The sequence below is a fragment of the Lonsdalea populi genome, from assembly GCF_015999465.1.
In the GTDB taxonomy this organism is placed as follows: Bacteria; Pseudomonadota; Gammaproteobacteria; order Enterobacterales; family Enterobacteriaceae; genus Lonsdalea; species Lonsdalea populi.
This window is the reverse complement of the sequence record NZ_CP065534.1, coordinates 1,154,162-1,167,154: the sequence shown is the minus strand read 5'-3', so window position 1 is coordinate 1,167,154 and position 12,993 is coordinate 1,154,162. Positions and strand designations below refer to the sequence as shown.

Genomic DNA, 12,993 nt, shown 5'->3' with positions numbered 1-12,993 from the left:
GTCATACGCAATGAACGATCGAGTGGCGATATATCACAACCCACGCTGTTCCAAGAGCCGTGAAACGCTGGCGCTGCTGCAACAACAGGGCATCGAACCGCAGATCATCCCCTATATGGATGCCCCACCCGATAGCGATACGCTAGACAAGCTTCTTCGAATGCTCGGTTTTATCCACGCACGGGATCTCATGCGCCGCAACGAAGCGCTCTACAAGGAATTAAATCTGGCGGACGAGACGCTGAGTGACGCGCAGCTGATTGAGGCGATGGCGACCCATCCCAAATTGATTGAGCGCCCTATTGTCGTAGTCGACGGTCAGGCGCGACTCGGACGTCCGCCGGAGAACGTACTGGCAATCCTGCCGCAAAAATAGCCGGCGTTAGAGATCAAGGGCTTCTTTAACGAAGGGGATGGTCAGCTTACGCTGCGCTGCGATCGAGGCGTGGTCGAGCTGGTCCAGCGTCACGAACAACGTGCGCATTTCACGGTCCAGCCGTTTCAGCAGGAAGCGGCTGACGTCTTCCGGCAGCTCGAATCCGCGCAGTCGGGCCCGCAACTGCAAGGCTTCACCTTTTTCATCGTCGGACAGCGGCAGTAAGCGGTAGATTTGCCCCCAGTCCAGCCGGGACGCCAGGTCGGGCAACTGCAGGTTAAGCTGGCGAGGCGGACGATCGCCGGTGATCAACAGCCGCGTGCGGCCGCCTTCCTGAATGCGGTTGTAGAGATTAAACATCGCCATTTCCCACTCTTCGTCGCCCGCAATGGCCTCGATATTATCGATACAGACCAGCGCAAGCTGCTCCATTCCGTCCAACACCTCAGGCACAAAGTAGGCGCGCTTATCCAGCGGCACATAGCCGACGGCTTCGTCTTTGCGGGAAAGTTCGGCGCAGGCCGCATGCAGCAGGTGACTCCGGCCTCCGCCGTGGCGCGACCAGAAATAGATGTAGCTGCCGTGCCGCTGAGTCAATGCCGAATGAAGCGCCGCCAGCAGCGAAGCGTTTTCTCCGGGATAGAAACTGTCGAACGTTTCGTCATCCGGTAAATAAAGCGGTAATGAAAGCTGTGCCGGCGTGTTCAGAAGCACCTCAAACCTAACGGGCAGGGAAACGGGGCAAGTCTATCACAGAAACTTTCCCCTGTTGAACCGGCAGCACACCCGCCGCCGGGGCCGGTCCCCGTCGCCGGCTAACGACAGCGGCGACATTCGTCATGGCATTAATAGGAACGCTCTTCCTCAACTGCCGGATCAAGCACGACTTCTTCCTTGCGCAGCAGGGAAATCGCGCGGAACAGCAAACTCAGACAAATCCCTACCACCGTCGCCAGCGCCATTCCTTTTAGTTCGACCGCACCGAGGTGCACTTTCGCCCCGCTGACCCCGATGATCAGGATGACCGCCGTCAGGATCAGATTCTGTGCCTTGTCGTAATTCACTTTCGATTCGATCAGCACCCGGATACCTGACGCAGCAATCACCCCATACAACAACAACGATACGCCGCCCATCACCGGCCCGGGGACCGCCTGGATGGCCGCCGCCAGCTTACCGACGCAGGACAGCAGGATAGCCAGCACCGCCGCTCCGCCAATAACCCAGGTGCTGTAGACCTTGGTCAACGCTAATACGCCGATGTTCTCGCCATAGGTCGTGTTCGGCGTGGAACCGAAACAGCCGGAAAAAACGGTGGAGATCCCATTGGCGAACAGTGAACGATGCAGTCCGGGATCGCGCATCAAATCTTTCTTGACGATATTGGCTGTCACCACCAGATGTCCGATGTGTTCGGCTATCACCACCAGCGCGGCGGGAAGAATGGACAGCACGGCGAACCACTCAAAACGCGGCGTGTAGAATGTCGGCAGAGCAAACCAGCGGGCCTGTGCGACCGGCGTCAGATCCACCATGCCCATAAAGAAGGATAGCGCGTAACCCGCCAATACGCCGACCAGGATAGGGATGATGGCCAGAAAGCCGCGAAACATCACCGATCCCAGAATGGTGACGGCCAGCGTCGCCAGCGAGACGATCACGGCGTTGGTGTCGACGCTCGCGCCATCGGCAGGCAACAGCCCCGCCATCCCGGCCGCCACGCTGGCGAGTTCGAGACCGATTACCGCCACGATAGCGCCCATCCCCGCGGGAGGGAACATGACCGACAGCCACGCGGTCCCGGCTTTTTTGACAATCAACGCCACCAGACAGAACAACACGCCGCAAATAATGAATCCGCCCAACGCCAGCTCATAGCCCAGAGGCAGCAACAATAGCACCGGCGAGATGAAAGCAAAGCTGGATCCCAGATAGGCGGGAATTTTTCCTTTGCAGATAAGCAGATACATCAACGTGCCGATACCGTTGAACAGCAGCACGGTGGCGGGATTAATTTTAAACAGAATCGGAACCAGCACCGTGGCGCCGAACATGGCGAACAGGTGCTGCAGGCTTAACGGGAGGGTTTGTAACAACGGTGGCCGTTCACTAACGCCGATGGCGCGACGAGTCATCTTGTTATTCCTTTATCTCAGGTGTTGAAAAACAATCAGCGGAGCGGTTGTATCCGCTTGAACACAACGTCTCTCCGGGCGACCGTTCGCTCACTCACCGGCGCGAACGGCTTCCCGCAAAATAAGCCAAAAAAAAACCGGCTCTTCAGCCGGCTCATCGTCTCTGCTTATTTGGTGCCGAACAGCTTGTCGCCGGCATCGCCCAGGCCCGGCATAATGTAACCATGTTCGTTCAGCCCCTGATCGATGGATGCGGTATACAGCTCAACATCCGGATGGGCTTTCTCCAGCGCGGCGATCCCTTCCGGGGCCGCGACCAGTACCAGCAGCTTGATACGCTTGCAGCCGGCTTTCTTCAACAGGTCGATGGTGGCGATCATGGAACCGCCGGTCGCCAGCATCGGGTCAATCACCAGCGCCATACGCTCGTCGATACTGGACGCAAGTTTCTGGAAATACGGCACCGGCTCCAGCGTTTCTTCGTCGCGGTACATCCCCACGACGCTGATACGCGCGCTGGGCAGATTTTCCAGTACCCCTTCCATCATACCCAGACCGGCGCGCAGAATCGGCACAACCGTAATTTTTTTGCCCTTGATTTGGTCGATTTCGACCGGCCCGCACCACCCTTCGATGGTAACTTTCTCCATGACCAAATCTGCCGTGGCGACATACGTCAGCAGGCTCCCGATTTCCGACGCCAGCTCACGAAAACGTTTGGTGCTGATATCCTGCTCGCGCAACAAGCCCAGTTTGTGTCTGACTAGTGGGTGTTTAACCTCTACGATCTTCATTTTTCTTCTCCCCTTCGGCTACGGACGGCAAAAAAATCGCCGGATTATACCGCTTTTGCCAGCGGGAACATACGGCTGCGGCTGATCCAGATCAAACCGTTCTGGGAATTAGAGGCCTGATTTCCTAAAGGCCCCCGCCGGCACGCGCCACTCGCAAACGTTTGCTTACGCTGTTAGAATTGCCCCGCTCCATTTTCCAATCACCAAACGTAACCTTCGTGGGGACTCCGCAGTGACCGATAAAACCTCTCTCAGCTATAAAGACGCAGGCGTGGATATTGATGCAGGCAATGCATTGGTGGGACGTATCAAAGGCGTAGTGAAACAGACTCGACGCCCGGAAGTCATGGGCGGTCTGGGAGGGTTCGGCGCCCTGTGCGCCCTGCCGCAAAAATACCGTGAGCCGGTGCTGGTCTCCGGCACCGACGGCGTCGGCACAAAACTGCGTCTGGCGATGGATCTGAAACGTCACGACACCATCGGCATCGACCTGGTGGCCATGTGCGTCAATGATCTGGTCGTTGCCGGCGCCGAACCGCTGTTTTTCCTCGACTACTACGCCACCGGTAAGCTGGACGTGGACACCGCCGCCAGCGTCATCACCGGTATCGCCGAAGGATGCAAACAGTCCGGCTGCGCACTGGTCGGCGGCGAAACGGCGGAAATGCCGGGGATGTATCACGGCGAAGATTATGACGTCGCCGGTTTTTGCGTCGGCGTGGTCGAAAAATCAGAAATCATCGACGGCAGCAAAGTACAAGAAGGCGACGCCTTGATAGCATTAGCCTCCAGCGGCCCGCACTCCAATGGCTATTCGCTGGTGCGCAAGATTTTGGAATTCAGCAACACCGATCCGGCCACCGAGCTATTGGACGGCCAGCCGCTGGCCGATCGCCTGCTGGCGCCCACCAAAATCTACGTGAAATCCATCCTGTCGCTGATTGAGAAAATGGATGTTCACGCCATCTGTCATCTCACCGGCGGCGGTTTCTGGGAAAACATCCCGCGCGTACTGCCGGAAGGTATGCAGGCCACCCTCGACGAGTCCAGCTGGCAATGGCCGTCCGTCTTCAACTGGCTGCAAAAGGCCGGCAACGTCAGCCGCCATGAAATGTACCGCACCTTCAACTGCGGCGTGGGCATGATCGTCGCTCTGCCGGCCGAACAGGTAGAAGACGCGATTGCCCTGCTGAACGCCAACGGTGAAAAAGCCTGGAAAATCGGTAACATTAACCACACCGATACCGGAGAAACCGTGGTTATTAACGCATGAAAAATATCGTTGTGCTGATTTCAGGTGAAGGTACTAACCTGCAAACGCTGATCTCCGCCTGTGAACGCAGCCGCGTCAAAGGCAAGATCGTCGCCGTCTTCAGCAACAATCCCGAAGCGGGGGGATTGGCCCGTGCGCAGGACGCTCAGATTCCGACGCACGTGTTGTCCCCGACTGAAGAGGTAGACCGCGTCGCTTTTGACGCGGCGCTGGCGGACGAAATAGATAAGTATCTGCCCGATGTCATCGTGCTGGCGGGATATATGCGCATATTGAGCGCCCAGTTCGTTTCCCGCTTCGAGGGGAAAATACTCAACATTCACCCTTCCCTGCTGCCGAAGTACCCCGGGCTGCATACGCACCGCCAGGCGATGAAAAATCGCGACCGATTGCACGGCGCCTCGGTGCATTTCGTCACTGAAGCGCTGGACGGCGGGCCGATCGTACTGCAGGCGCGCGTCCCCATCTTCGACGATGACGAAGAACAGGATGTGAAGGCGAGAGTGCAGACGCAGGAGCACACTATCTATCCGCTGGCGATCAATTGGTTGCTGGAAGGCCGTTTGAAAATGAAAGATAACGAAGCCTGGCTGGACGGCATTCGCATCCCGCCGCACGGCTACGCCGCTGACTAAATCATCGTTTGCCCCGATCGCACTTGCCGACGGGGCCTATCATGAGTATTCTCCCCCGCTTTTTACCCGTTTACGATCCTGAAGCCGAGGCCGCAAGGTTCGGCAAGTCGTCATTCGGCACGAGTAATAGCTGACAGGACACGCCTGCTGTTTATAAGATACTTCTTTTGAGCGCGCTTTTTCCGCTGAGAGCCGCCATTCTGTAAAAGGGATTTTAGAGTCAGCATCCTGATTAATAGGGAAAACAAATGAAAAAACTTTTCACATTGATGATGCTCGGTTTGGCGATGTGCGCCGCCGGCATCCCCTCTCAGGCCGGAACCACACTCGACCGGGTCAACCAGACCGGCGTTCTGCGCAATGTCCTGTTTAACGACTATCCGCCGTTCAGCTACATCGATGACAATAATCAGCTGGTCGGTTTTGACGTGGACGTCGCTAAGGCCATCGCACAGAAGCTCGGCGTAAAACTGCAGTTGGCGACGCCGGGTTGGGAGGCCATCGTCGGCGGACGCTGGCAGGGGCGTTGGGACCTGTGCGTTTGTTCCATGACGCCGAACCCCGAGCGCTCAAAAGTCCTCGATTTCGCCACGCCTTACTACAGCACCTATGCCGTGCTTGTCGTGCATAAAGATGAAAAACAGATTCGATCGGCGGCGGACCTCAGCAACAAACGCGTGGGGTTGGGCCTCGGCTCCAGCTATGAAAGCTATCTCAACAAAAGCCTCGTGATTCCGGGCGGGAAGCCGATCGGTTTCCCGTTCCAAAACGTGCAGGCGGTCCCGACCGATGAGGCCATCGCGTTCCAGAATCTGGCGCTCGGTCCCGGCAAACGCTTAGATGCCGTGATCTCCGACCGCATCACCGCCAAGCCGCGTCTGGCACGCATGACGCAGTTGCGCATCGTCTCAACGCTCTATTCCGAACCTAACTGGATCGCCACCGACAAAGGCGACCCCGAATGGACCGCGAAGCTGGTGGAAACCCTTAACGCCCTGCGCGCCGACGGGACGATGTCGCGCATCTCGCAGCAGTGGTTTGGCGAAGACATCACCGAGATTTCCCAATAATGACTCAGCACACACCGTCTTCCTCGCCTCTCGATACGATGGGCGCGCCGGCGCGAAGCCAGGATAACCGTTTGGGATTCCGCGTGCGGGCCGGACTGACCTGGCTGCTGCTGATCGGACTGCTGTTCTGGCTGTTCGCCAGCATGCACCTGGATACGGGCCTGATCCGTCAGAAGCTGCCGTCCATGCTAGGGCTGCATCTGTCGCCAGACGGTTTCATTCAGGGCGCGGTGCTTAGCATCGTCATCACCGTCATCTCCATGCTGTTCTGTATCCTGCTCGCCGTGGTCACCGCGATGGGCCGCCTCTCCTCGAGCGCGCTGGCTTTCGGCTGCGCTACGTTTTACGTGTCGCTATTTCGCGGTACGCCGCTGCTGGTGCAGGTACTCATCATCTATCTGGCCTTGCCGCAGGTTGGGATCGTCATGGGCGCGTTCACCTCGGGCATTATCGCCCTGTCGCTCAACTATGGCGCCTATCTGGCCGAAACCATCCGCAGCGGCGTGCTGTCGGTGCCGCGCGGTCAGAAAGAGGCCGCCATGGCGCTGGGGCTATCGCGCTGGACCATCATCACGCACGTCATCACTCCTCAGGCGTTGCGCATCATTATCCCGCCCGCCGGTTCGCAGTTTATTTCCATGATCAAGGATTCGTCGCTGGTCTCTCTGATGGGGCTGTGGGAGTTGAACTTTCTGGCGCAGTCTTATGGTCGCAGCACCTATCACTATATGGAAATGCTGACTTCCGCCGCCGCCATTTACTGGCTGCTGTCGATGGTGCTGGAGCTGTTGCAGACCCGTCTTGAGCGTCATTTCGCACGCGGTTACGAACCCCACGACCGTAAAGACGCTTCCTGAGCATGCTCGCCGACCGCCGCTTGTTCGGCCATCGGCGAGTCGCCGCTTAACCGATAGCGTTTCGGTTCGTTTAACGCGAAACGCGACGCAATCACCACCCCACATCCTTTCGCATCCGGCTCGCACGCTCGGGCACATTTTATTTATTTACGAAATCCGCGGACCCGCGTTGAAATTTCAGGCTTTTTATTTATCGACGAATACCCCTGCATTCTCTGTATTGAAAACTTGAATAATAATTATTATCTTTCGCTGCTTCATTCATACGGATACTTTACATGCGCCCGGTATTTCCTTACGTCGCTTTGATCGTTTGCAGCCTGTTCAGCGCGCTGTCCCCGGCGAAAACCGTCACCGACATAATGGGACGCCAGGTCGTCATTCCGGATAATCCCCAGCGGATCGTACTCGGCGAAAGCCGCATGCTGTATACGCTGGCGCTGCTGGAGCCGGGCAACCCGGCGCAGCGCGTGGTGGGCTGGCCCAACGATCTGGCGCGCTACGATGCGCAAAGCTGGCGACAGTACACGCGGAAATTCCCGGCTATCGCCCAAATCCCTATTCTGGGCAGCGGCAATCTCAACACCATCAACGCCGAAATCCTGCTCCCGCTGAAACCCGATCTGGTGATCCTGCCGCGTCTGGCAAAAGGGTCAGATAACGAACAGCGTTTGCAGCAGGTCCTGACGGAAGCCGGCATTCCTTATATCTATGTCGATCTACGCATCGAACTACTCAAAAACACCCTTCCCAGCCTCAAATTGCTGGGCGAAGCACTGAACCGTCCCGAACGCGCGGCCGCCTTCAGCGCGTTTTATCAGCGACATATGGAGGTCATCCGTGACCGCCTCAGCCGCTATCAGGGCAAAAAAACCACCGTCATGCTGCACCTGCATCTGGGCCGGCGTGATACCTGCTGCACCACCGCCGTCAACGGTAATTTGGGCGAACTGATCGACTTCGCCGGCGGTGACAATATCGCCAAAGGCATCATCCACGGCGTGTACGGCGAACTTAATCCCGAACAGGCGCTGGCCGCCAGACCGGAGGTCTATATCGCCACCGGCATGGCCGGACCGGAAGGAAAACGCGTATCTAACCTGATGCTCGGCCCGGAAGTGACGCCAAAGGAGGCCCGCGACAGCTTCAGCATGCTACTGCTGCAACAGCCGTTACTCTCGCATCTGGACGCGGTGCAATCCGGCAGAGCCTGGAGCATGTGGCACAACTTTTACCTCAGCCCTTATCACGTCGTGATGGTGGAAATGTTCGCCAGGGCGCTTTACCCGTCGCTGTTTGGCGATATCGACCCGCAACACACCTTACAACAACTCTATCAGCAGTTTTTACCGATCGATTTTTCAGGGACCTATTGGAGCCAGTTATCACATGAATAATCATTTATGGCGCAAAGGCTGGCCGTTGTTGGCCGTCATGCCTTTCACCGCACACGCCGCCACGCAACCGGAGGAAGAGACGCTGGTCATTAATCGCGACACGGCGGCAACGTCCTCCAGCATCAAGGAGAGCGGCTATCAGCCTCACAAGACGATAACGGGGACGCGTACCGAAAGCCGGCTGCTGGACGTTCCCCAGGCCGTCAACGTCGTCCCTCAGCAGGTGCTGCAGGACTGGTCGGCGACCAATATCGATGAAGCGCTCTACAATGTCAGCGGCATCACCCAATCCAACACGCTGGGCGGAACGCAGGATGCACTGATCAAACGCGGCTTCGGGGATAACCGTGACGGCTCCATTTTCCACGACGGCGTGCGTTCAATTCAGGCGCGTAACTTTACGCCGACCAGCGAACGCGTCGAAGTGCTGAAAGGGCCTGCCTCCATGCTGTTCGGCATGGGCGAACCCGGCGGCGTGATTAACGTCATTACCAAAAAACCCGAGCTGGTGCAGAAAACCCATATTGAAGGCTGGAACAGCAGCTTCAACGGCGGCGGCGGTCAGTTGGACGTTACCGGACCGATTAGCGATTCCAGACTCGCCTATCGCATGATCGTCGATCACGACGAAACCGATTACTGGCGCAACTTTGGTCGCAACCGCCAAACCACCCTCGCGCCGTCGCTGATGTGGTATGGAGAGGGCACCACCTTACGCGTCGCTTACGAGCATCAAGAATACCTGACCCCGTTTGACCGGGGCACGGTCATCGACAGCCGTACCGGCAAACCGGTCGATGTGCCGCGCGACCGCCGTTTCGATGAAAGCTATAACGCTACCCGCGGCGATCAGGACACTCTGACCTTTCAGGCGGATCACAACCTGACCGACCGCTGGAAAACCAGCCTGACCTATGCCTATAGCCGCAACCGTTACAGCGATAATCAGGCGCGCGCCACCCGATACAACGCCGCAACCGGCGCGCTGACGCGTCAGCCCGACGCCACCGCCGACGCGCACAGCCAGTCACAGGCTGTACAGCTGACGCTGAACGGCGATATCGACTGGGGACAAACCCACCATCAGCTGCTGTTCGGCGTCGACCATGAAGCCGACCGAACCTACCGCAGCGACATGATCCGCGGCTCCGCCGTCACCAACTTCAACGTCTACGATCCGGTTTATGGACTGCTGCCGGCGTCCACGTCCGTCAGGGCGGTGGACAGCGACCAGCGTGAAAACGTCGACAGCACCGGCGTCTTCATACAGGACGCCGTCCGTCTCAATGCCAACTGGATGCTGCTGGGCGGTCTGCGCTACGACCACTTCGACGTCATGTCCGGCAAGGGACGCCCGTTCGTCACCAATACCGACGGCTCCGACGGCCGCCTCGTTCCACGCGCCGGGGTCGTGTATAACCTGACGTCCTACGCCTCCCTGTATGCCAGCTACAGCGAATCCTTCAAGCCGAATACCTCCATCGGCACCCAGATCGGCGCGCTGCCGCCGGAACTCGGCAAGTCGTACGAAGTCGGCGCCAAGTTGGATCTGCCCAACCGCATCACCGCCAACATCGCGCTGTTCGATATTCATAAGCGCAACGTCATGGTCAGTGAGGACGTGGGCGGAGAGACCGTGACGCGAACGGCGGGCAAGGTGCGTTCGCAGGGCGTTGAGCTGGACATCGCCGGCAAGCTGACCGATTCGCTGAGCCTGATCGGCTCCTATGCTTTTGCCGACGCGCGGGTCACCTCCGATCCGGACAACAACGGCAACCGGATGCCGAACGCGGCGCGCCATACCGCTGCGCTGTTCCTGACGCAGGACTTCGGCAATCTCGGGCTGCATGCGGGCGATAATCTGCGCGTCGGCGCGGGCGCCCGTTACGTCGGCCACCGGGCCGGCAACGCCGCCAACAGCTTTACGCTGGACGACTACACCGTCGCGGATGCCTTCGTCTCGTATAGTCTGCCGATCAACGGCTATGCGGTGAAATGGCAGCTCAACGTGAAGAACCTGTTCGATAAGACCTACTATCCTTCCAGCGGCAGTAACCTGCGCGTCGCGGTGGGTGAACCCCGGGAAGTGGTATTGCGCGCCAGCGTAGACTTCTAATCTTTGCCGTCACTGCTCCGAAGGCGGGGCAGTGCTTTTCTTCTGACGCCATTGACAGCGACGACGACGGGATACCCTTGCCGGCGAAGGAGTGAACGATGTCAGGCGCGGCGCTGAAAGGACGGAGAAAGAAACAAGATTAAAGGCGGTTTCGGGGGATCGCATTGCCCGGCGCGGCGCGCCAGGCAGAGACACTAACGAGATTATTCAACGCTGGCGATGGTGCTTTTATAACCCGTCACCACAACGTGCAGCTGTTTGAATACGCCGTAGTCTTTCGTTGTGATGTCGTAGCGCGAAGCAATGATCAGATCTGCGCCGGACGCTTTAACCGCGTTTAGGCCGCCGCGGATTTAGCGGAAGATTCCACTTTACCTTCCAGCGCGGACGTCGGCTGGCTGGCATTATAAGAAGAATATCCTGCCAGCAGAGATACCGCAAAAGCCGCTGCGGCTAATTCAAATTTATTATTCATGGTGTGTAATCCCTTTACTTTAAAATAAAAAAACTTTGGAGTTCTCAGCCAGAGATATTATTTTCTTTTAGTTTTTATTACCAGAACGTCCCCGCGCCCTACTGATAAAACACTCATCATCTTTCTGTAATTTTTATTTTAGGCCATAAAGACATCAGTCATATTGGCTCAGGTACCGCACTATCTGACCTCATCCCTCTTTCCTGTCATCATCCGCCACTTATTAACGTTTAAACAACCACCAATATAAACAGCTATTCAATGTCACATAAATCACCGTTCAATAAAATGAAAAGAAGACGTATATAGCGCCTATTATCTGTATAGATAAAGGTTATTTGAACAAAAAAAACCGCGCAGAAGATAATAAAAATAAAATAAATACAGTTTCACTATGGAATTAAATAAAATAGAGAAGAGTCCGATCTTCACTAAAAGAATAAAACCTTATTTCCACGAGAAAATACTATTTTAAATAGTACATTGCATTGATTGGAATTCAATGAGATGCAAAAATCGTTCGCCAAATAGAGAATATCGGGCACTATAAAGAACGAGAAGAAAACAGGATTTTTTCGATAACCTACTGATGATAGAGGACTTATTATGTCTAATACCGCCAACATCGTTCGCCTGAGACCTCTGGAACGAGATGATTTACCCTTTGTTCATCAGTTGGATAACAATGCCAGCGTCATGCGCTACTGGTTCGAAGAACCCTACGAAGCTTTCGTGGAGTTGAGCGATTTGTACGACAAGCATATTCATGACCAGAGCGAACGCCGCTTTATCATCGAACACGAGCGAGTCAAAGTCGGCCTAGTGGAACTGGTAGACATCAACCACATCCATCGCCGGGCCGAGTTTCAAATCATTATCGACCCGGCGCATCAGGGTTATGGCTACGCCAGCGCCGCCGCCCGGCTGGCGATGGACTACGGCTTCGCCATTCTTAACCTCTACAAACTGTATCTGATTGTGGACAAGGAAAACCAAAAGGCGATCCATATCTACAGTAAGCTGGGCTTTGATGTAGAAGGCGAGTTAATTCACGAATTTTTTATTAATGGGGAGTACCGCAACGCCATTCGGATGTGCATTTTTCAACAGAACTATCTGTCCAGGCACAAAAAACCCAGCGGCGCCCCTTCTCCCGAAGCGGATATCACCCGGTGATCGATACGCATTGCCGAACCCGCGCCGTCTGTCTTCCAGGCGCTCCCGTTCGCACCGGCGGTGATTGACTGATGAATGCTGAAAAAGGCGTATACAAAACCATTATTAACGTCGCGACCAAACCTGCCGTCCGACGATAGATTTGCTTTCATTCATGCCCTTCGCACGGAAATCAGAATCATCAAAAATTAAGATCCCCACATAACTTTTATTGCCGAAAATCTCACGACGATTCAGGGATAATACGACGTGATATTCATGCCTCCGTCACTGAAGTCTCGTCTGATATAAAGGACTCGATATAGCATCGGGACTTCGTGGTAATAGTTTTTTCTGAAAATTAAATTAAACGTTATATTGACTCATTGAGAATGAAATGTGACTTAAATACTAAATTCATCCCAAATTGACGGAAATTAACAAAATAGCATGAGGGCCGTGCAGTTAGTATTCTGGACTAGAGGCTCTTCCCCGCCATGAATTTTCGGCCTCACCGGTCTATTATCGAGACGGCTATTTTGAAGGACGGGCATCGATATTTGGAACAGTCAACACACGCTGAGGAAAATAAAATTTCCTTATTGCGCCATTAAGTGGATCAGCCGCGGGAAGCGGGCTAACAGGAAATATTGTTCATTGTCACCCTCGCCGCCACATATCGCGCGCCCGAGTAAGGAGGTATGCATCAA

At 55.8% G+C, this 12,993-nt stretch carries 12 protein-coding genes; 8 read left to right on the top strand and 4 right to left on the bottom strand.

Annotated features, from left to right (window positions below; translation table 11 throughout):
• Positions 1 to 10: 10 nt before the first annotated feature.
• The gene (gene arsC, locus I6N93_RS05150) at positions 11 to 376 is read left to right on the top strand and encodes an arsenate reductase (glutaredoxin) (RefSeq protein ID WP_085687072.1); all 366 of its coding nucleotides are present in this window, start codon (positions 11 to 13) and stop codon (positions 374 to 376) included.
• 6 nt (positions 377 to 382) lie between these two features.
• Here arsC and hda read toward each other — a convergent pair whose 3' ends face one another.
• From hda to upp, 3 genes are all read right to left on the bottom strand, one after another.
• Positions 383 to 1,090, bottom strand: coding sequence for a DnaA inactivator Hda (gene hda, locus I6N93_RS05145; RefSeq protein WP_085687073.1), 708 nt, complete (start codon positions 1,088 to 1,090; stop codon positions 383 to 385).
• A 131-nt stretch (positions 1,091 to 1,221) separates the two neighbouring features.
• Positions 1,222 to 2,511 (bottom strand): uracil permease, encoded by a 1,290-nt coding sequence (gene uraA / locus I6N93_RS05140; RefSeq protein ID WP_085687074.1) that lies wholly within the window; start codon positions 2,509 to 2,511, stop codon positions 1,222 to 1,224.
• Positions 2,512 to 2,678: 167 nt separating this feature from the next.
• Positions 2,679 to 3,305 carry a uracil phosphoribosyltransferase gene (upp, locus tag I6N93_RS05135; RefSeq protein ID WP_085687075.1) on the bottom strand — a complete coding sequence of 209 codons (627 nt, stop codon included), beginning with the start codon at positions 3,303 to 3,305 and terminating at the stop codon, positions 2,679 to 2,681.
• Between the two features lie 232 nt (positions 3,306 to 3,537).
• Here upp and purM point away from each other — a divergent pair, with 232 nt between their 5' ends.
• From purM to I6N93_RS05105, 6 genes are all read left to right on the top strand, one after another.
• Entirely contained in the window at positions 3,538 to 4,578 is a 1,041-nt protein-coding gene (gene purM, locus I6N93_RS05130; protein WP_085687076.1) for a phosphoribosylformylglycinamidine cyclo-ligase, read from the top strand.
• Positions 4,575 to 5,213 (top strand): phosphoribosylglycinamide formyltransferase, encoded by a 639-nt coding sequence (gene purN / locus I6N93_RS05125; protein ID WP_085687078.1) that lies wholly within the window; start codon positions 4,575 to 4,577, stop codon positions 5,211 to 5,213. Before purM ends, purN begins: the two co-directional genes overlap by 4 nt.
• A gap of 248 nt (positions 5,214 to 5,461) precedes the next feature.
• A complete protein-coding gene (locus I6N93_RS05120; RefSeq protein WP_085687079.1) occupies positions 5,462 to 6,283 on the top strand; it encodes an ABC transporter substrate-binding protein in 822 nt (273 codons plus the stop codon).
• Positions 6,284 to 6,321: 38 nt separating this feature from the next.
• Positions 6,322 to 7,140 carry an amino acid ABC transporter permease gene (locus tag I6N93_RS05115; protein ID WP_099017423.1) on the top strand — a complete coding sequence of 273 codons (819 nt, stop codon included), beginning with the start codon at positions 6,322 to 6,324 and terminating at the stop codon, positions 7,138 to 7,140.
• Positions 7,141 to 7,418: 278 nt separating this feature from the next.
• Positions 7,419 to 8,537, top strand: coding sequence for an ABC transporter substrate-binding protein (locus tag I6N93_RS05110; protein WP_085687083.1), 1,119 nt, complete (start codon positions 7,419 to 7,421; stop codon positions 8,535 to 8,537).
• Complete coding sequence (locus tag I6N93_RS05105; RefSeq protein WP_085687085.1) at positions 8,530 to 10,653, top strand: TonB-dependent siderophore receptor; 2,124 nt, start codon at positions 8,530 to 8,532, stop codon at positions 10,651 to 10,653. Before I6N93_RS05110 ends, I6N93_RS05105 begins: the two co-directional genes overlap by 8 nt.
• Positions 10,654 to 10,990: 337 nt before the next feature.
• Here I6N93_RS05105 and I6N93_RS05100 read toward each other — a convergent pair whose 3' ends face one another.
• Positions 10,991 to 11,128 carry a hypothetical protein gene (locus I6N93_RS05100; RefSeq protein ID WP_197669189.1) on the bottom strand — a complete coding sequence of 46 codons (138 nt, stop codon included), beginning with the start codon at positions 11,126 to 11,128 and terminating at the stop codon, positions 10,991 to 10,993.
• 606 nt (positions 11,129 to 11,734) lie between these two features.
• Between I6N93_RS05100 and speG the strand changes: the two genes are divergently transcribed.
• Complete coding sequence (gene speG, locus I6N93_RS05095; protein ID WP_085687087.1) at positions 11,735 to 12,304, top strand: spermidine N1-acetyltransferase; 570 nt, start codon at positions 11,735 to 11,737, stop codon at positions 12,302 to 12,304.
• Positions 12,305 to 12,993: the final 689 nt, after the last annotated feature.